This window comes from Anaerobacillus sp. 1_MG-2023, from assembly GCF_030547345.1.
GTDB lineage: Bacteria > Bacillota > Bacilli > Bacillales > Guptibacillaceae > Guptibacillus > Guptibacillus hwajinpoensis_B.
In genome coordinates this window covers 149,711-170,123 of record NZ_JAUORD010000007.1, presented here as the reverse complement: position 1 = coordinate 170,123, position 20,413 = coordinate 149,711, and the positions used below count along the sequence as shown (strand labels likewise).

19 protein-coding genes and 1 other RNA gene are annotated in these 20,413 nt (G+C 40.6%); 17 read left to right on the top strand and 3 right to left on the bottom strand.

Annotated elements, in window-relative coordinates; translation table 11 throughout:
• Positions 1-198: 198 nt before the first annotated feature.
• The 9 genes from Q4550_RS13730 (at position 199) to Q4550_RS13690 (ending at position 10,248) form a co-directional block, all read left to right on the top strand.
• Complete coding sequence (locus Q4550_RS13730; protein ID WP_303533516.1) at positions 199-2,496, top strand: DEAD/DEAH box helicase; 2,298 nt, start codon at positions 199-201, stop codon at positions 2,494-2,496.
• Complete coding sequence (locus tag Q4550_RS13725; protein WP_303533513.1) at positions 2,480-3,721, top strand: ribonuclease H-like domain-containing protein; 1,242 nt, start codon at positions 2,480-2,482, stop codon at positions 3,719-3,721. The genes Q4550_RS13730 and Q4550_RS13725 overlap by 17 nt, the downstream gene beginning before the upstream one ends.
• Positions 3,722-3,736: 15 nt before the next feature.
• On the top strand, positions 3,737-5,641 hold the full coding sequence (locus Q4550_RS13720) for a DUF294 nucleotidyltransferase-like domain-containing protein (protein WP_303533510.1): 1,905 nt from the start codon (positions 3,737-3,739) through the stop codon (positions 5,639-5,641).
• Positions 5,642-5,643: 2 nt separating this feature from the next.
• Positions 5,644-6,366, top strand: a complete 723-nt coding sequence (locus tag Q4550_RS13715; protein WP_303533507.1) for a 3'-5' exonuclease — start codon at positions 5,644-5,646, stop codon at positions 6,364-6,366.
• Between the two features lie 417 nt (positions 6,367-6,783).
• Entirely contained in the window at positions 6,784-7,314 is a 531-nt protein-coding gene (locus Q4550_RS13710) for a CotD family spore coat protein (protein WP_194221819.1), read from the top strand.
• A 55-nt stretch (positions 7,315-7,369) separates the two neighbouring features.
• Positions 7,370-7,945 (top strand): SLOG family protein, encoded by a 576-nt coding sequence (locus tag Q4550_RS13705; protein WP_194221818.1) that lies wholly within the window; start codon positions 7,370-7,372, stop codon positions 7,943-7,945.
• 90 nt (positions 7,946-8,035) lie between these two features.
• On the top strand, positions 8,036-8,356 hold the full coding sequence (gene gpsB / locus Q4550_RS13700; protein WP_048309322.1) for a cell division regulator GpsB: 321 nt from the start codon (positions 8,036-8,038) through the stop codon (positions 8,354-8,356).
• A 146-nt stretch (positions 8,357-8,502) separates the two neighbouring features.
• Positions 8,503-8,898, top strand: an RNA gene (gene rnpB, locus Q4550_RS13695) — RNase P RNA component class B.
• A gap of 207 nt (positions 8,899-9,105) precedes the next feature.
• A complete protein-coding gene (locus tag Q4550_RS13690; protein ID WP_194221817.1) occupies positions 9,106-10,248 on the top strand; it encodes a THUMP domain-containing class I SAM-dependent RNA methyltransferase in 1,143 nt (380 codons plus the stop codon).
• Between the two features lie 88 nt (positions 10,249-10,336).
• Here Q4550_RS13690 and Q4550_RS13685 read toward each other — a convergent pair whose 3' ends face one another.
• The gene (locus Q4550_RS13685; protein WP_194221816.1) at positions 10,337-10,576 is read right to left on the bottom strand and encodes a hypothetical protein; all 240 of its coding nucleotides are present in this window, start codon (positions 10,574-10,576) and stop codon (positions 10,337-10,339) included.
• Between the two features lie 122 nt (positions 10,577-10,698).
• On the opposite strand from Q4550_RS13685, the gene Q4550_RS13680 reads away from it, so the two are divergent.
• Together Q4550_RS13680 and Q4550_RS13675 are read left to right on the top strand one after the other, a co-directional pair.
• Positions 10,699-11,007 carry a hypothetical protein gene (locus tag Q4550_RS13680; RefSeq protein ID WP_303533501.1) on the top strand — a complete coding sequence of 103 codons (309 nt, stop codon included), beginning with the start codon at positions 10,699-10,701 and terminating at the stop codon, positions 11,005-11,007.
• A gap of 28 nt (positions 11,008-11,035) precedes the next feature.
• Complete coding sequence (locus Q4550_RS13675) at positions 11,036-11,311, top strand: hypothetical protein (RefSeq protein WP_303533499.1); 276 nt, start codon at positions 11,036-11,038, stop codon at positions 11,309-11,311.
• 95 nt (positions 11,312-11,406) lie between these two features.
• Here the strand turns inward: Q4550_RS13675 and yppF are convergent, their stop codons facing one another.
• Positions 11,407-11,613: a YppF family protein gene (gene yppF, locus Q4550_RS13670; RefSeq protein ID WP_194221813.1), complete on the bottom strand. Its 207-nt coding sequence runs from the start codon at positions 11,611-11,613 to the stop codon at positions 11,407-11,409.
• A gap of 164 nt (positions 11,614-11,777) precedes the next feature.
• On the opposite strand from yppF, the gene Q4550_RS13665 reads away from it, so the two are divergent.
• Positions 11,778-13,301, top strand: a complete 1,524-nt coding sequence (locus tag Q4550_RS13665) for a carboxypeptidase M32 (RefSeq protein WP_303533496.1) — start codon at positions 11,778-11,780, stop codon at positions 13,299-13,301.
• Positions 13,302-13,341: 40 nt separating this feature from the next.
• Here the strand turns inward: Q4550_RS13665 and Q4550_RS13660 are convergent, their stop codons facing one another.
• Positions 13,342-13,788: a hypothetical protein gene (locus Q4550_RS13660; protein WP_303533493.1), complete on the bottom strand. Its 447-nt coding sequence runs from the start codon at positions 13,786-13,788 to the stop codon at positions 13,342-13,344.
• A gap of 142 nt (positions 13,789-13,930) precedes the next feature.
• On the opposite strand from Q4550_RS13660, the gene Q4550_RS13655 reads away from it, so the two are divergent.
• The 5 genes from Q4550_RS13655 to Q4550_RS13635 all read left to right on the top strand — a co-directional run bounded on the left by Q4550_RS13655 (position 13,931) and on the right by Q4550_RS13635 (position 20,401).
• A complete protein-coding gene (locus Q4550_RS13655; protein ID WP_303533491.1) occupies positions 13,931-15,562 on the top strand; it encodes a class I adenylate-forming enzyme family protein in 1,632 nt (543 codons plus the stop codon).
• A gap of 13 nt (positions 15,563-15,575) precedes the next feature.
• Positions 15,576-17,114, top strand: coding sequence for an acyl-CoA carboxylase subunit beta (locus Q4550_RS13650; RefSeq protein ID WP_303533488.1), 1,539 nt, complete (start codon positions 15,576-15,578; stop codon positions 17,112-17,114).
• A gap of 102 nt (positions 17,115-17,216) precedes the next feature.
• Positions 17,217-18,425, top strand: a complete 1,209-nt coding sequence (locus tag Q4550_RS13645; RefSeq protein WP_303533622.1) for an acyl-CoA dehydrogenase — start codon at positions 17,217-17,219, stop codon at positions 18,423-18,425.
• Between the two features lie 15 nt (positions 18,426-18,440).
• On the top strand, positions 18,441-19,214 hold the full coding sequence (locus tag Q4550_RS13640; RefSeq protein WP_303533486.1) for an SDR family oxidoreductase: 774 nt from the start codon (positions 18,441-18,443) through the stop codon (positions 19,212-19,214).
• Between the two features lie 17 nt (positions 19,215-19,231).
• On the top strand, positions 19,232-20,401 hold the full coding sequence (locus Q4550_RS13635; RefSeq protein ID WP_303533483.1) for a thiolase family protein: 1,170 nt from the start codon (positions 19,232-19,234) through the stop codon (positions 20,399-20,401).
• Positions 20,402-20,413 lie beyond the last annotated feature (12 nt).

Sequence of the window (20,413 nt, the reverse complement as noted above, 5' to 3'; positions counted from 1 at the left end):
TTGAAGATAAATACGCGTGCCTTAAGAGAAAAGTGTGTTCTCTTAAAGAAAGATATGAGCTCGATTCTAATAGCATTGGCGAAGGTTTTCGATTATTAGTTAGTAGGTAATGGAAAAGCTTTACTTTCAAATCAAAACGGTATCCATTCGAACGCATATTCGCTACAATAGAAATAGAATAATTTTTGAGGTGATCGGATGGAAAGAAAAAAGAAACTGCCCCAGCTACTGGAGATGTTTCAGCAGGAGGAAAAGTATCGATCCAATATTGTTAATTGGAAAACGATTGAACCGAAAGAAGCTAAAACAGCGTCATATCCTGCAGGATTGCAGCCTGAGTTAAAGAAAGCACTTGAAGATAGAGGAGTGCAACAGCTATATACTCATCAGGCTACAGCATATGAAGAAGCTTCAAAGGGGAACAGTTTTGTCGCTGTTACACCAACCGCCTCTGGGAAAACTTTGTGCTATAACTTGCCTGTTTTGGATACGATCTTGAAGGATCCGTCAAGTCGGGCACTGTATTTATTTCCTACAAAAGCCCTTGCACAAGATCAAAAAAGTGAAATTAATGAATTGATTGATGAAATGGAAGTGGATTTAAAAGGGTATACGTATGATGGGGACACTTCTCCAACCATTAGACAAATCGTTCGAAAAGCAGGCCACATTGTGATGACGAATCCAGATATGCTGCATTCTGCTATTCTCCCACACCATACGAAGTGGGTTTCTCTTTTTGAGAACCTTAAAGTGATTGTCATCGATGAGCTACATACGTATCGTGGTGTTTTCGGGAGTCACGTAGCCAATGTGATTCGAAGATTGAAAAGGATTTGTCGATTCTACGGAAGTAATCCCATATTTATTTGTACTTCGGCTACAATTGCGAATCCAAAAGAGCTTGCAGAGGAGCTTACTGGTGAAGGAATTACGTTAATTAATAACAATGGGGCTCCTACTGGACGAAAGCATTTTGTTCTTTATAATCCCCCTGTTGTAAATCAAGCCTTGAACATTAGACGATCGGCTACACTTGAAGCACGAAACTTAGCGGCGGAACTATTAAAAAACAACATTCAAACAATTGTTTTCGCACGTAGTCGTGTTCGGGTTGAGATCCTTCTCACATACTTACAGCAGCTAGAACAGCGTGAATTAGGACCGCGTTCTATTATGGGATATCGGGGTGGTTATTTACCGAAGCAGCGAAGGGAAATTGAAAGAGGACTTCGAAATGGAGACATTAAAGGCGTGGTAAGCACGAACGCCCTCGAACTTGGTGTGGACATTGGACAGCTTCAAGCGTGCGTGCTGACAGGCTATCCAGGCACCATTGCGAGCACGTGGCAGCAGGCTGGACGTGCAGGTCGCCGTCAAGATGAGTCTGTTGTATTTGTTGTCGCTAGTTCTAGTCCGCTTGATCAATATATGATTACACATCCGGATTACTTTTTTGAACGGAACCCAGAAGAGGCGCGAGTGAACCCTAATAACTTAATTATTCTTGTGGATCATGTTAAATGTGCAGCGTATGAGCTTCCGTTTCAACAAGGGGATACGTTTGGTGGGGAAGACATTGAGGATGTTCTTGAGTTTTTAACAGACGAACAGCTGCTTCATCATCGGGCAAATCGCTGGTTCTGGATGAACGATGCATTCCCGGCTCATAACGTAAGCCTTCGTTCTGCCTCGCAGGAAAATGTCGTTATTATTGATCAAACAACGGTTGCTAATGTAAAAGTCATTGGAGAAATGGACAGATTTAGTGCCATGACGCTTCTTCATGAAGAAGCGATTTATCTTCACCAGGGTGTGCAATATCAAGTGGAGCTTCTTGACTATGACGAGAAAAAAGCTTGGGTAAGGGAAGTTGATGTGGATTACTATACGGATGCTAATCTTGCTGTTCAACTGAAGGTTCTAGAAGAAGATAAGCGTGAACCGCTCCCACACACAACCGCAACGTATGGAGAAGTTATGGTAAATGCTATGGCAACTATTTTTAAGAAAATTAAATTTGAAACTCACGAAAATATTGGATCAGGTCCGATTCACTTACCAGAAGAAGAGCTTCACACGAATGCTTGCTGGTTCGACTTTCCTGAAAGCTTTGTTCAAACAATGGGAGAAAATCGCTTAGAGGAGGGATTGTTAGGGCTTGGTAACGTTCTTCGTAACGTTGCTCCGCTGTTTGTCATGTGCGATGTATCCGATCTCCATGTGACACCACAAATCAAAGCTGTCCATTCAAACAAGCCTACCGTTTTCTTCTATGATCGCTACCCTGGGGGCATTGGGCTATCGGAGCGAGTTTACAAAGAGCTAGGGGTTGTATTAAAAGAAGCCGAATCCATTGTTGTTAATTGTGAATGTGAAAGTGGCTGTCCTTCGTGTGTGGGCGTTTCCGGTGAAACGGGTGAAAATAGTAAGCAAACAGCCATCTATTTACTTGAATATTTAAGAGGTGAACATTCTGATGTCACTGAAAGCTAAATTAAATCGAATGAAAAAGCATATGAACTTGAACGAAGGAGAAGAAGTGGAAGCGAAAGTAGAGCAGCCGATTCACGAAGTTCCTCATTTGAATAAGTGGCGTGATCTAGATGCTCATCCGTTTTTCTTTGACGGAGAATATGCGCTAGTGAGAAAAAAACAGTATCCAACTTCCTATAAGCATGGACGTTACACTTTCCAAGAACTTGAGCAAGTTGTCGAACGCTGGAATCGTCACTATCGTGCACATCCACTCTCCTCAAAACACCTTCAGCCCTCCGATTTATTGTTTTTTGATACAGAAACAACTGGCTTAGGAGGTGGGGTTGGAAATACTATCTTTCTACTTGGATATAGCCAGTATACAGAGGAGGGAATTTCTGTAAATCAGTATTTTTTGCCTGGCCCAGGTGCAGAAGTTCCGATGTATCAAGCTTTTCTAGAAGATGTAAAAGAATTGAAGAACCTAGTTACCTACAATGGCAAAGCGTTTGATTGGCCACAGGTGAAAACACGTCATACGCTTATTCGTGAACAAGTCCCTAAGTTACCGCAATTTGGTCATTTCGATCTGTTGCACGGAGCGAGGCGATTCTGGAAAAATGATATGGAGTCTGTTAGACTCGCGAACGTAGAAGAACAGCAGCTAGGTTTTGAACGGGAAGAAGATATTCCAGGCTATTTAGCTCCTATGCTTTATTTCGAGTTTGTAAAAGATCCAGATCCAGAGCTGATCGCAGGCGTGATGAAACACAATGAAGAAGATATCTTATCTTTAATCACGCTATATACTCGTTTGTCTAATCTCCTTCTTGATGTGGAAGGAAAGTCCTTAACAGCTGGTGAACAATACCAGTCTGCTCGATGGTGGGAAGCTGTTGGAGAAGAGGATCATGCGGCTTTACTATATGAAAAGACAACTGGTCGTCATGAACAGGACGCCAAAAAGGCGCTTGCTCGGATATATAAGAAGCAGGATAACGTTCAAGAAGCCATCGAGATTTGGCTGTCGCTATCACAATCCACAAATGATGAAGAGTGCGATATTGAATTAGCTAAATATTATGAGCATAAAGCGAAAGACTATGAGAAAGCCCTTCACTATGCTCTGTCTGCATACCAAAAATGGAAAGAGAAGAAACGGATTCTTAAAGATAAAGAAGAGAACGAGCGGCTGCAATATATGAAGCGAATCGAGAGAATTGAGCAAAAAGCAGCTCGCTAACGATAGGAGGTTGTTATGCAGGATTTCTATGAAGTGTTGAAGAAAAAGGAACCATTTCATTCTTTGAGCGATGCTGAAATCGAAAGTCTAATGGAATCAGCACATTTCGCAACTTATCAAAAGGGTGAATTTTTATATCACGAAGATGAAGATACGAATACGCTTTATCTCCTCGTCTCTGGTATTGCTAAAAACATTGTGCACAAAGCGAATGGGCAACAAACGACAATGCGTTTCTATTATCCCGGAGATCTAGTTGGGCTCATGATTATGCTTACAGATGAGTCTATGACGTTTTCTGTGCAAGCTAATGAAGATTGCCAGGTTATTCGAATCAAAAAAGAAGTCATGCTAAAGATCATGACAGAAAACCCTGCCTTTTCACATAATGTACTCGATACCATTGGTGAACGTATGAGAAGCCTCTATGATGAAATTAAGCAAGAGCGAGATCGGGAGGCTGATGGTGAAAACATCGCCTTGTATAGAACACGAGTGAGCTCGATTATGGATACGAAAGTGACGATCCCACCAACTTATACGGTATTAGAAACCGCGGAGCTCTTTCGAACGAAAAATTATGACGGTGTGATAGTAAGCGAAGATCGTGAAAGTGTTCTTGGTACAATAACACCGCTAGAGGTCATAAATGCACTTACAATGGGACAATTTCAAGATCCTATCCATAAGTGGATGTATCAAAAACCTAATATGGTAGAAGAGGATGCCTTTAGTTATGAAGCATTGGCGTATTTAAAATTTCACAAAGTCTCTTCGCTACCTGTTGTAAAGCGAGATCGTATTGTCGGAATGGTTTCAGCAAAATCTTTCTTAGGAATTCAGGAATCGGCCTATTTAGATCTGTCCTATCGACTATCACGAGCTAAAGAGCTTAATGAAATAATGAATCTTTCACCACCAATACATGAAGAATTTCGCTCATTTATTCAAGAGTTACTTGACGCGAATACGTTGGGTTATGAAATATGTGAGATGATGTCCAATTATAATGATGAAATGCATCGACGCATTATTTTACTTGCAGAGAAGGAAATGATCAGTGAGGGATATGGACGGGCGCCAGTGAACTTTTGCTTCATCGTTATGGGGAGCGAAGGGCGCAAAGAACAGGCTTTTAGTACAGATCAAGACAACGGACTTATTATTGATGATTATGAACACCTCGAGCATAAACAGGAAATTGAAACGTATTTCTCGATATTTGCAAGGAAAATCAATACGATGCTTACGACATGTGGTCTCCCTGAGTGTGAGGGGGGGATAATGGCGAAAAATGAGAAATGGAGACGCTCCCTTTCTAATTGGCAAACAGAAGTAAATCGTTGGATTACTGAAACAGATGCTGAAGAGATCCGGAATTTTACAATTTTTATGGATTTTCGTCCTGTTTACGGAGATTTTGATCTCGCACGAACATTAAGAAGTCGCATTACTGCGCGAATTAAGAAAGCTCAAACGCTTCAAATGCTGTTAATGAAGGATACGATTCGTTTTCGCGTGCCGTTAAATCCTCTTGGAAAGCTTCAACTTCGTGGGAAAGAAAAAACGCTTGATTTGAAAAAAGCTGCTATTATGCAAATCGTGAACGGTATTCGAATATTTGCAATGAAATATGGAGTGGAAGAAGTTAATACAATTAAAAGGCTTCATGAGTTAAAGAAAAAAGAAATTTTTCATCATCGTGATGTGATCAATATCGAAACATCTCTTCATTACCTTTATACGTTCCGTGTTAGACAAAACCTTTATCAACTAGAAAAAGGGGTAGAGATTTCGAATCAAGTAAGGCCAATCGAATGGGAAAAAGAAGAGAGAAGGAAAATGAGGGAAGCGTTGCTTGTAGCAAAACGGATGCAGCAGGTAAGTGAATTAAGCTTTCGAAGGAATCGGAGTATTTAACAATGTCGTCCATAGGTTTGAAATTATTGCGCTATTATCTATATGATCGTGTGAAATGGCAGAAAAAGATCAAAAGGGACAAGGATTTACCAGTTTATGATCGCTTGCAGGAGTCTCTGTTATTATATCAAGAATCAAGCAGTCGATATTTTACCGTTTACGATCTCGAAACGACGGGTTTTTATCCAGCTATCGGGGATGAAGTAATCTCGATCGGTGCGGTGAAAATCGATCTTGTGGAAGGAAGGATCCTCGAAGAAACTTTCTATCGAATTGTTCGCCCTATTCATAAAGTACCGCGGGTTGTTAGACAGCTAACGGGTCTATCCATTGATGAAATAAGAGCGGGATGGACATTTATTGAAGCGTTTGAAGAATTTATGGCGTTTAGTAAAGGGACGACTCTTATTGCTCATCCCGTTAAATTTGATGTTTATTTTCTACAAACACTCGTTCAAAAATGGGGGTTGCCAGATTATTTACCTCCTTATTTGGATTCGGAAGCACTGGCGAAGGAATTATTTCCTCGCAGTAATCCGCAGCTGGATTCGTTGATAAGGAAGTTGAATATTGAACGTCATGAACGTCATCATGCCCTAAACGACGCAAGAATGACAGCGGAGCTCTGTTTGAAAATGTTTCACAAATTGGACATGAAAGACGGTCATGAACAAGAAATAAGACGGCGAATTGCGAGAGATAATCTCGTATTTGGTAGGAAATAGCTTCATTTACCTAATTATTCCCCGGGCAAGCGCACAAAGAGATGATATTCGACGATTTCTTTTAGAAAACATGTAGAAACACCGTTTACAATTGTCGTCTCTTGTTGTAACTTTGAGTAGTATATTGAAGTTTCTGTTTTTTTTAGAAAAGGATTCAGATTTGATGTAATGGAGAGATGGTAATTGAAGCAGGTCATTATGGTAATGTTTTTTATGGTAATTGCGTTAACAGTGGTCGTTATGAGTCAAATTAGTGAGTCGGCCCAGATTTATAGTGACAATGAAGTAGTCGTACAAAAATAGGCGTGGAAATTGCGTTTGTATTGAGGAAATAAGGACGAATACACAGTACATGTACATTGTGATCAACATAGGCTAGTAGGGAATTCACCAATTTAAGAAGGGGGAACCTACACTATGTTTCATAGACATCATCGCATGGGCCCGAATGGAAATATGCCAAACCAGGTAAGTCCAGCAATGCAGGGACCTAATGCGAATATGCCAAATCAAGTAAGTCCAGCAATGCAGGGTCCAAATGCGAATATGCCAAACCAGGTGAGTCCGGCCATGAAAGGCGGCATGCCAGGGCAGGTAAGTCCAGCAATGCAAGGTCCTGGAGGTCCATGTCCGACAAGTCCTGTTGTTTATCCGACAAAGTGTTGTGTCAAGAATCACTATTATAAGCACAACGTAGATCATATTCATCCTACGCATATTAAAAACGTCCATCATCACATGTATGAGCACAATCATAGTTATCCTTTAACAGAGTCAGAGGAAGTGCTAGCTTCACACATGAACAATTATCCGCCACCACGCCCGACAGGCGCAATGCCGGCTGGATACGCACCTACTAATCCTTCCCAAGTAGCAGGAGCTATGCAAGGACCAAATGGCAATGGTATGCCAGGTCAAGTAAGTCCTGCCCAAAAGAGAAGAAAATAACGAAATAATGAAACGAACTGGTCTTCCAGTTCGTTTTTACATAGGAGGTGTCTAAGTGGCAAACGTTTTACTTGTTACTGGCTATAAGGCACACGAACTAGGAATCTTTAACGACGATCATCCTGGACTTCCAATTATAAAGGCAGCCCTTCAGAGTCGCATGTCTCAGCTTATCGAAGAGAGAGATTTTGAGTGGATACTAATCAGTGGGCAAACTGGTGTTGAGCTCTGGGCTGCTGAAGTCGCACTTGATCTAAGAGAACTCTATCCCGAATTGAAGCTAGCCGTTTTAACGCCATTCCTAGATCAAGAAAGTAAATGGAAAGAACCTACTCAAGAATTTTATCATATGATCATGGGAGAAGCTGACTTTGTTGAATCAATCACAAGTCGACCTTACGAAAATCCAGGGCAATTGAAAGCAAAGAATGAATTTCTCGTTCGTAAGAGTCATGCTATGCTCGTATTATATGACGAAGATACGCCTGGTTCTCCTGATTATTACTTGAAAGAAGCAAAGAACAGACAGAGAACTGATGAAGGTTACGAAGTTTTTACCATCACACCTATTGACCTTGATTTATTAGAGCAGGATTTACGTGAAAGTAATCCCGATTTCTACAGTCAATAAGGAGAATAGAAGAGATTCCGATTGACAAGAGGAAGCTCTTTTGGAAGAATAAAATAAAGACAATAACTGCATACATACAGAGGTGATAAAATGGCAGAGCAACAACCGACTCAATTAACAGCTAAAGATATTCTTGAAAAAGATTTTAAAAGCGGATTTCGCGGTTATGATCAGGATGATGTCGACAAGTTTTTGGACGTAGTAATTAAAGATTATGAGCGTTTTGAAAATGACATTGAACAGCTGAGACAAGAGAATACGCGTCTTAGAAGAGAGATGGATCGTATGTCTGAGCAACAAAAGCGACAGCAGACGCGTTCTCAAACGCAGCCTGGAAATACCAATTATGATATCCTAAAACGACTATCAAACCTAGAGAAACACGTTTTCGGGAGTAAGTTGTACGAATAAACCACCAAACGGCGGTTTATTTTTTACAGTTTTAAAATTTCAATTACCGTACTATATTAATAAACATAAACATAACAATTCTTTAAGCAACCTTGCATCATTGTAGAATATAAGATATAATTGCTTTTGCTGTCCTAACAATGATAACGTTCGGGTAGTCGCTGTATGTCGCAATTAAGCGGCATGTAGAGGAAAGTCCATGCTCGCACGATCTGAGATGATCGTAGTGTTCGTGCCTGATGAAACAATAAGTCAGGGTAGTCCAATTGGGCTAACGGCGGGGAAACGGCCTAAGTTCTTCACGGATAAGGCCCGAATACTCTGAAAGTGCCACAGTGACGAAGTCTTAATGGAAACATTAAGAGTGGAACGAGGTAAACCCCACGAGCGAGAAACCCAAATTATGGTAGGGGAGCTTTCTTGAAGGAATTGAACGGAGAGAAAGCCAGGCGGTGAGGACGCGTCTGGAGATAGATGATTACCACCTGAGTACGAGGGGAGACCCGTTCGCAGTACGATGGAACAGAACATGGCTTACAGAACGTTATCATCTTTGATGAAAAGCCCTTAAGGGGCTTTTTTGTACGTTAAGGCTATGAATGCGCATGGATTGGAAAGCATAATAAAAAGACTTAAAAGAATACATTCTCTTCTCCACGCGAAATAGGTCTAACATGAAACGATTAATTTTGTATGATAATAGGGTAAACCTACGTTACATAAAAGAGCAAAAGATTGGAGTGGGTAAAATGGCGAAAATGGAACTAATTGCAACGGCCACCATGGGGCTCGAATCATTGGTTGCTCGTGAAGTAAAGGATCTTGGTTTTGAAAATGTACGTGTCGATAACGGAAAAGTCACTTATGAAAGTGATGAGATTGGAATATGTCGATCGAACTACTGGTTAAGAACAGCTGACAGGGTTAAGCTTAAAGTTGGGGAATTCAAAGTAACGACATTTGATGAGCTTTTCGAAGCAACGAAAGCACTCCCGTGGGGAGATTTACTACCCGAAAATGCTGAGTTTCCCGTAAGTGGTCGATCTGTAAAGTCGACATTATATAGTGTTCCGGACTGCCAGGCGATTGTCAAAAAAGCGATCGTAGAGAGCATGAAGGAAAAATATAACGTTTCGTGGTTTGATGAAGATGGACCACTATTTAAAATCGAAGTTGCGATTCACAAGGATACGGCTATTCTTACAATTGATACGAGTGGCAAAGGCTTGCACCGTAGAGGGTACAGGTACCTCCATAGTGCAGCTCCACTTAAGGAAACTATGGCAGCAGCAATGGTGATGCTCACAAATTGGAATGCAGATAAACCATTCATGGATCCATTCTGTGGATCAGGAACCCTTCCAATTGAAGCAGCTATGATCGGCCAAAACATCGCACCCGGTTTTAATCGAGAATTTGCTTCTGAAGATTGGGAGTGGATCGGGAAGAAGCGCTGGGAAGAAGCTATGATTGAAGCGGAGGACCTTGCAAATTACGATCAACCTCTTCACATTTTTGGTAGCGACCTTGACCCTAAAATGGTCGACCTTTCTAAGAATAATGCTCTTGAAGCTGGATTCGGAGATATGATTCAATTTAAGCAGATGCAAGTTACGGATGTTAGCTCTAAGTTTGAGTATGGAACTCTCATCGGAAACCCACCGTATGGTGAGCGTCTTGGTGAAAGAGAAGAAGTGGAAGACATGTATAGAAAGATGGGGAAAGCCTTCCGTGAGCGTCTTGATACATGGTCTGTTTATATTCTAACGTCACATCCTCGCTTCCAAGAAGTTTATGGAAAGAGATCAACAAAGAACCGCAAACTCTACAATGGTGATATCAAAACGCATTACTATCAATACTTTGGACCGAGACCGCCAAAGAAAGATTAATATAATAAGACTGTAAAAACACCTCTCTAGTGACGAGAGGTGTTTTAATTTGGATTTTTTGATAGTAATTATCTTTTATAACAGGTCATTATACTTTTTCAACAACATAAGCACGTTTATCCCGAAAGTACTTCTCACCTTCATCAGAAGAATGTTCAAAAAAACCTTCCACTTCATGGGTCACCTTATACTCACGTTCCGGATCAGAAAAAAGTTGTGAAGCATTACTTGAAAGTAAAAGAACATCCGTAGTTGATACAAAGCTATCCAGTTCTTTGGCGGTATAGTGTTCACCTGGTTTTAGCGTATTGATTCGATGTTGTCTCATTTTCATTTTTCCTCCCCTTAACTTATGATGTACTTATTTGTTCCCACGTCTAATAGACATTTAAACGGAATAATATGTATATGGTATAAAAGAGCTAAAGAAACAAGAGAGGGGTGAAATGAATGAAAAAAACGATGTCTATTATCATCGTCGTATTGGGGTTCGTAATGTTTCATACAAATCCTAATCTGACTGATTATAGTAGGTGGGTAGGGGATCAACTTAAAAAAGACCAAAATGCGCTTATGGAAATAGGCGTCGATTTGGCTGTCATTCCATATGTTGAAGCAAATACCACTAGAACGAATAGGTACGTGTTTTCTGTATATCGAACAAAGTTATGGAATGATAAAGAAATAGTAGCTTATGGATTATTTAATCATTTTTACATAAATAAAGAAAAATTAGAAATTATTATAGACGAATCATAAAATATCGTGTATTCTTTCCGGGTCGGGAATGACGGAAGGAGGGTTTACAATCGAGTTTATTGGTCTTATTGTACCTATTGCAGTCGCCATATTTCTAATAATGGACGCCCCAAAGCATGATAAGAATCCCTGGTTATGGGGAGTATTAGGATTCCTATTTACATTTCTTACACTTGGAATTTATCTACTTAAAACGGGACGTAAAGTAGCTGGATGGATTTTTATAGCGCTTTCTATATTATCAATTATTGCAACAATTGCTCTTATTGGTGTGGTGATTGCAATTATTATGAAGGCTGTATAAAGGAGTTGGAAATGTAGAAAAGCCATGGGCAGCATTGCCCATGGCTTTTCATGTACGTATCACTAGAAACTTATGGTAGGATAGAACAAGAGGGATTAAAAGGCTTTCATTTCTTCATGCGTGAAGTACTCTGGTTTCTTTGCGCCTTGTGAGTGGAGCTCTTTAAAATAGGTTTGATACTCATATAAAGAAATCGAACCTTGTAAATAATTCACCTGGATAAAGTCGAGTAGTTCGTCTGCACTAGCAGGCTTTCTTCCTTTTACTTGATCAAATGTGTTTATCAGATTTTGAATTGACACCTGAATCCCTCCTTGAACTATTGAGCTTATCCAAAGGATAACATGAGATAGTTCATATCCATTATTTTAGAATTTTTTAACTTCCGACAAATCCTTACATAGTTAAACGAGATATGTCGAATTTATTGTTATGAAGGAAATTACTTTTTAAGGAGTTGAACGATTTGGCAACAGAAATCAAACAAACCGAGCAGGAATTTTTAAATTATGTAAAGAAAATGACGAGTTTTAATGAAGCGATTGGTGTAATGTATTGGGATCTCCGCACTGGCGCACCAAAAAAAGGTGCTGAACAGCGCTCTGAGGTTATTGGAATGATGTCTTCTGAAGTTTTTGAAATGTCGGTATCTCCTGAAATGAAGGGGTATCTTGATGAGCTTACAAAGGAAGACCAGCAAACTGAATTAAGTGAAATCACTCGTAAAACGGTAGAAGAGTGCCGTAAAGACTACGATCGGAACATAAAAATTCCTGCAGAAGAGTACTCTGATTATGTCATTTTAAGTTCGAAAGCAGAGACGATCTGGGAAGAAGCGAAGGAAAAAGCTGACTTCGAATTGTTTAGACCGTATCTCGAAAAGCTTGTGGCATTCAATCAGAAATTTGTCGAATATTGGGGATACGATGAAAATAAATATGATACGCTGCTTGACCTATTTGAACCAGGTGTAACAGTGAAAATGATTGATCGCGTATTTAACCAACTTAGAGAACATATTGTGCCACTTGTAAAACAAGTTGTTAATGCGAGTGATCAGCCCAAAACTGACTTTTTGTTTGAACATTTCCCACAAGATAAGCAACAAGCCTTCAGTATGGAAGTATTGAGGAAAATGGGGTATGACTTTGACGCTGGTCGTCTTGATACGACGGTTCATCCATTTGCAACAGGACTGAATCCTGGTGATGTGCGTGTTACGACGAAGTATGATGAAGGTGATTTTCGCACAGCAGTATTTGGTACGATTCATGAGGGTGGTCATGCTTTATACGAACAGAATTTATCACCCAAATTGATTGGCACGCCTTTATGTACGGGTACGTCTATGGGGATTCACGAATCACAGTCTCTTTTCTGGGAAAACTTTGTTGGTCGTCATCAATCATTTTGGAAAAACAATTACGACAAGCTTAAAAGCTATTCAACTGGACAGTTTGATGATGTTTCATTAGAAGATTATTACCGTGCCATTAACGTTGCAGGTCCTTCTTTGATTCGAATTGAAGCAGATGAAATGACGTATGCGCTGCATATCATGGTTCGTTACGAAATTGAAAAAGGATTGATTAATGGAGAAATTGAAGTGAAGGATTTGCCAACGATCTGGAACGAAAAAATGGAGGAGTATTTAGGTATTACTCCAGATAACGATGCGGTCGGCGTTCTTCAGGATGTTCACTGGTCAGGTGGCTCATTTGGTTATTTCCCTTCCTATGCGCTAGGTTACATTTATGCGGCTCAAATTAAGAATGCTATGTTAAAAGACATCCCACAATTTGATGAGCTATTAGAACAGGGTGACTTGATGCCTATTAAAGAATGGTTAACAGAAAATATCCATCAGTACGGTAAGCTAAAGCAACCAATTGATATTATTAAAGACATTACTGGCGAAGGGCTAAATGCTGAATATTTAATTCAATATCTTGAAGAGAAGTATTCACAAGTTTATCGCCTGCAAAAATAATAGATGAAAAATCCTGCCGGCAAGGCAGGATTTTTTTCAATTAATCTGTCGATAGAGCATCATAATCGTTCTCGTTAACACCAACGAATCCATTAAGTATGACCGCTGCAAATAGCGGAGTACGCTCTTTCAATTCTTCTACTGTATATAGTCCTGAGAAATATTGGACGATTAATCCATCAATCATCGCCACAAATGCGCTAACGCCTTCACGGTAGTGAAGTGGCCAATATTCTTTGTCTGGATCGAGCGCCACAAAGCGATCTCTTAAATATAGGAGCATTTCATCAAATGCTCTTTTAAATTCTTCGGGTTCTTGATTCTGAGCTTGTTTCCCCATTTCTTCCGTTAGCTTAGGAAGGTTCTGTTCGTTGTAGTCCATTGAGCCATATATGAAATTCTCTACAAATTCTGGAACAGTTTCCCCTTTGCAGTCATCTGTGAATTTTTCATATTCTTGTGTGAGCTGGTATAAGTTTTTATTCATCTTCATTCTTCCTTTCAAAGTGATAAAACACTATTTCCCAATTTTATCTATGTAAAACATGAATTTTATATTGAATAGTGAGAACGGCTACATGTATGATAAACGAAAGACATACCATACGGTCAGTATGAAGGAGGCTATTATGAAGAAAATGAAAACGAGTTGGCCAGAAGGTGTTTCAGAAACGTTAGAATACTTATATGGAAAAAAGCCGCTTCATGAATATCTTGCATTAAATGCCGAAGTTTCACCAAATCAAACAGCAATCCATTACTATGGTTACGAATTGACATGGAAGGAATGGAATGAGCGATCAAATCAATTGGCTAATTATTTGGCAAGGATAGGGGTAACGAAAGGCGATCACGTGGCAGTATTTATGCAAAACTGTCCGCAATATCTTATTTCCCATTATGCGATCCAAAAGCTCGGGGCAGTTGTTGTACCATTAAACCCAATGTATAAATCATCAGAGCTTTCATATTTAATAAGCGAAGGAGATATCAAAGGTATCGTATCTGGCCTAGAACTGTTGCCAATGCTTCACGAAATGGAAGATAGTCTCTCCTTTATTGTTACGGTTTCTTATCAATCGCTTATTCAGCAGGACACACTCTCTCTCGTACCGCAAGAATTACTTAACTCCGAGGAAGCCTCAAGGTTTACGACTCTTGAATCACTTTTTGAAACAGAATCGAATCTATTTCATTCTTCTAATGTTCAATTAGATGACGTTTCTCTGATGGTGTTTACATCTGGCACAACAGGAAGACCGAAAGCAGCTATGTTAACTTATGAAAACGCTTTATATAAAACCGCTGCAACAATGACATGTAATCAAGTAGGGGAAGGTGAAAAGCTACTGGCCAATGCCCCGTTATGTCATATTGCTGGAATGGTTATGGGCGTCAATCTTCCAGTTTATAGTGGCAATGAAACGGTGTTACTAAGTCGATTTGACCCAGAAACCGTAGTTCGTACAATTGAGGATCATCGTATTACAATGTGGTATAGCATTGCTCCAATGAATGGAGCGATCATGCAAATACCAAATATTGAACAGCGTGATTTTACTTCCCTTCGACTAAACTTAGCGACGAGTTTCGGGCTCCAAGTAACTGAAAAACTAGCAAATCAATGGAAAGAAATAACGGGCGGTTTGCTTTATGAAGCTTCTTATGGATTGAGTGAGACACATACATGTGACACTTTTATGCCAAAAGAAAACATTAAGTATGGGAGTTGTGGCATTCCGATTCATCATACTACCATTAAAATCGTCGGTCTTGAGAGTGGGGATGAGCTACCACCTTATGAAGAAGGAGAAATTATTATTCAAAGCCCTGGTGTGTTTAAAGGGTACTACAATCGACCCGAAGAGACTGCGGCTACGCTTAAAAACGGATGGGTTCATACAGGCGACATTGGTCACCTTGATGAAGAAGGATATTTGTATTTTAAAGGTCGAGTAAAAGAAATGATAAAGAGCTCAGGATATAGCGTTTTTCCAGAAGATGTAGAAGCACTAATGAATGAACACCCAGCCATTATGCAAACAGCTGTTATCGGAATACCTGATCAGCAAAAAGGAGAAATCATTAAAGCTGTCATTGTCCTTGACCCTAACGATTCAAATCGATCTATAGAAGAATTATTAGCATGGGCTAAAGCTCATATGGCAGCTTATAAAGCACCAAAAGTGATTGAAATTCGAAAGAGCTTACCCGCAACATCTTCAGGTAAAGTATTGAGAAGACTGTTAAAAGATAGATAAGGAGAGTGAGATTATGGAGAATATTGTAGAAGAGTTAAAGAATCGTAGAGTTTTTGCAGAGCGGATGGGGGGACAACATAAAATCGACGCGCTTCATGCAAAAGGTAAAAAGACAGCTAGGGAGCGAATTGCCCTACTAGTGGATGAAGGGTCCTTTCTTGAACTTGGTAAATTAACCTCGTCTGATATTCCAGGACTCGAGGAAAAAAGTCCAGGTGACGGTGTGATCTGTGGAGTTGCTCGGGTAGATGGACGCCCGGTAGTAGTTCAAGCTGGTGATAAAACAGTATTTGCAGGTACAGAAGGTGCTGTCCATATTCGAAAAACAAAAGCTGCTCATGCGTATGCATTAAAGAGAGGTTTACCATTAGTTAATTTAAGTGAAGGGGGAGGTCTCCGAATGCCAGATGGAATGGGCTCTGATGGTATTAGTGATAAGCTTTTCCCTCAAGAAATGTTAATGCATCACCGTGAAGTTCCGATGGTCACAGCGATTTTAGGTGATAGTTTCGGAGGACCAACATGGCTAGCGGTGTCTTCGGATTTTGTGACACAGCTGAATGGGACGTGCATGGGGGTAGCTGGTCCAAGAATGCTTGAGATTGCAACTGGAGAGAAAATAACAGAGAATCAGCTAGGAGGTGTTGAAATTCATCATAAGCACACAGGTCAGATTGATCAATCTGCAGACTCGGAAGAGGAATGCATTGATCAATTGAAGTTATTCTTAAGCTATCTTCCTTCGCATAGTGAAGAGGAACCACCATTATGTCACAATGAGGATTCGCTCGAAAGGCGAGTTGATCAGCTACTTTCAATTGTTCCAGAGAAACAGAATCGTGCGTATAACATGAAAAAGGTGTTGAAAGAGTTAGTCGATAACGGGGAGTTCTTTGAACTTAAACCCGAGTTTGGACCTGCTCTCTTAACTGTTCTATCAAGAATAGGAGGAAGGACAGTAGGGATTATTGCAAATCAACCGATGAAATATGCAGGTGCTGCTGGTGTACAGGAATGTGAAAAGGCGACTGATTTTATCTGTATGTGTGATTCATTTCATATACCTTTGATTTTCCTTCACGACATTCCAGGGTTCCGAGTAAGTTCCGAAGCAGAAAAGGGAAAAATCCCGACGAAAATTATGGTGTGGAATCAGGCTCTAGCGCAGTCCACGGTTCCGAAACTTTCCGTAGTCATCAGAAAAAGTGTAGGGGCAGCTTACGGGAATATGTGTGGCCCAACAATGGGAGCGGATTTTGTCGTCGCCTGGCCATCAGCAGAAATTAATTTTACTGGACCAGAAGTTGGTGTGAATGTCGTTTATGGCAGAGAATTAATGCAATCTGAAAATCCTAAACAAGATCGAGAGAAGCTTTTAGAGAAATGGAGCTTTGATAGTTCTCCTTATAAAGCAGCCGCGAAGCATTTAATCGATGATGTCATTGATCCAGGGGAAACGCGGGTGTTTCTTGCCAGAACCCTTGAACTGGCGTGTTATAAAAACGGTTCAAAAAGCAATAGAAATTTAGCTAATTGGCCAACAGGATTTTAAATTCTAACATTTGTATTGAATATTTTGAATAATAAATTTATACTTATTACAAGAACATACCAACCGGTTAGTTAGATAACTGGTAAAAGGAGCCAACAAATGATGAATTTCGACTATTCAGAGCGTTGCTTATCGTATCTTGAAAAATTAACCGCATTTATGGATGAGAATGTATACCCTAATGAAAAAGTCTATGAAGAACAGCTTTCAGCGCAAGATAGTAGGTGGTCTGCCATTCCACCAATTATGGAAGAGTTAAAACAGAAAGCGAAAGATGCTGGATTATGGAATCTTTTTCTTCCAGATAGTGAGTATGGCGCAGGTCTTACCAATGCTGAATATGCTCCTCTTTGTGAAGTAATGGGGCGTTCTATGATTGGGCCTGAAGTATTTAACTGTGCGGCACCTGACACTGGAAATATGGAAGTATTAGTCCGTTACGGAACAGCGGAGCAAAAGAAACAATGGCTTGAACCTCTTCTTTCTGGGGACATCCGCTCCTGCTTCTCAATGACAGAACCTGATGTTGCGTCATCTGATGCTACAAATATTCAAGCACGAATCGAACGTGATGGTGATGAGTACGTTATCAACGGAACTAAGTGGTGGTCGTCAGGTGCAGGTGACCCTAGGTGCAAAATTGCTATTGTAATGGGCAAAAACAATCCGAACGCATCAAAGCACGAACAGCAGTCGATGATTCTTGTTCCTCTTGATACGAAAGGCGTTACAATAAAACGTGTTCTTCCTGTCTTTGGGTATGACCACGCACCGCACGGACATGCTGAAATTGAATATAAAAATGTTCGAGTACCTGCTACAAACATGCTATGGGAAGAAGGAAAAGGTTTTGCAATTGCTCAAGGGCGACTTGGTCCTGGTCGAATTCACCACTGTATGAGATTAATCGGTACGGCAGAGCGTGCACTTGAAGATTTATGTAAGCGCGTACAAGAACGAGAAGCGTTCGGGAAGAAAATATCTGAGCAAGGTGTTGTTCGAGAATGGATCGCTGATTCTCGTATTGAAATTGAACAGGCAAGACTTCTTACCTTAAAAGCGGCATATATGATGGATACAGTTGGGAACAAAGAAGCGAAAGCAGAAATTGCGATGATCAAAGTAGTGGCTCCTAATATGGCGCTTCGTGTTATTGATCGCGCCATCCAAGCTTTTGGCGGTGCTGGAGTTAGTGATGATTATACGCTAGCTGCTCACTGGGCTAATGCGAGAACGCTAAGACTGGCTGATGGTCCGGATGAAGTGCATCGTAGCGCAGTAGCAAGACAAGAATTGAAGAAGTATAGATAACGAGGGGGATATAGGATGAACGTTATGCAACTGTTTGACTTAACTGGTAAGACTGCGATTGTTACAGGAGGTGGAAGAGGACTTGGTAAGCAAATCGCAGAAGGATTTGCAGAAGCTGGAGCTAATGTAGTTATTTGTTCAAGGAAACGAGAGGCTTGTGAAGCTGTTAGTGAGGAGCTACAGAAAGCCGGAGTAAAGTCTCTAGCTTTTGAATGTGATGTAACGAATCAAGAGCAAGTTCAGCATGTTGTAGATGAAACGATGAAAGAATTTGGTCGCATTGATATTCTTGTCAATAACAGCGGTGCATCATGGGGTGCGCCAGTCGTTGAAATGCCACTTCAAGCATGGCATAAAGTTATGGAAGTTAATGTAACTGGGACATTTCTCTTTGCACAGGCCGTTGGAAAAGAAATGATTAACCAAAAAAGTGGAAAAATCATTAACATTGCTTCTGTCGCAGGTCTTGGTGGTGCTGATCCACGCTATATGGACGCGATTGGTTATAACACGAGTAAAGGAGCCGTTATCACATTTACAAAAGATCTTGCTGTAAAGTGGGGTGGCTATAACATAAATGTTAATGCGATTGCACCAGGATTCTTCCCTACAAAAATGTCGAAGGGATTGATTGATGCAGGTGGCGAAAAAATGTTAGAAACGACTCCACTTAATCGCTTTGGTTCAGATGATGATCTAAAAGGTGCAGCACTATTTCTAGCATCAAATGCTTCTAATTATGTAACAGGAAATATTTTAATTGTTGATGGTGGACAACATGCAATGTAATGGGGGAGGAAACTAATATGAAACGTGATGCAGTTATTGTCTCAAGCGTAAGAACACCTATTGGTAGGCAAGGAGGAGCGTTTGCTGGGATTCAAGCACACGAGCTTGGGGCAATCGCTCTTAAGGAAGCCGTTGCTCGAATCAATTTGGAGGTTGAATCAATCGATGATGTGATCTTTGGAAATGTTATTGGCGGTGGCGGAAATATCGCTAGACTGACAGCATTGCAGGCTGGTCTTCCGCTTTCTATACCAGGTTTAACAATCGATCGACAGTGCGGATCCGGACTGAATTCGATTAATCTTGCTGCACAGGCGATTAAATCGGGAGACGGAGACGTTTATATTGTCGGAGGGGCAGAAAGTATGAGTCAAGCGCCTTATTTAATGGAAAAGCCTTCAAAACCATATAGTACAATGCCACCACGCTTTATGAAATCCAGGCTTTCCCCTGATGAAATTGGAGATCCTCCAATGGGAATTACAGCCGAGAATTTGGCAGAGAAATATCAAATTTCTAGAGAAGAACAAGATGAGTTTGCACTAAGAAGTCAGGAACGAATGGGTAAAGCTATGGTAGAGGGATATTTTGACTCGCAGATTGCTTCTGTTCATGTTCCTGTTCGTAAGGGTGACCCAATTGAAGTGACAAAGGATGAACATCCTAGACCTGAAACTACTTTGGAACGGCTTTCTTCCTTGGCACCTGTCTTTAAGAAGGGAGGATCGGTGACAGCTGGATCTAGCTCAGGCTTAAATGATGCGGCATCCGCTCTCATTGTCATGTCGCGTGAAAAAGCAGGGCAGCTCGGTTTGAAACCACTTGCCGTAGTTAAAGGATATGCTGTAAGCGGAGTAGATCCTAATATTATGGGAATTGGACCTGTTCCTGCTACAAATAAAGTTATGCAGCAAACTGGATTATCTCTTGAGGAAATGGATTTAATTGAAATTAATGAAGCGTTCGCTGCACAGGTACTTGCATGTGATCGAGAACTTAACATGAACCATGATGTGCTGAACGTCAACGGAGGAGCTATTGCTCATGGTCACCCATTAGGTGCAACAGGAGCGATTTTAGCCACAAAGGCAGTTTATGAGCTTGATCGTAGAGATGGAAAATATGCGCTGATTACAGCTTGTATTGGTGGAGGTCAGGGGATCGCTACAATACTTGAAAGAGAATAAGGGAGGCGTAAA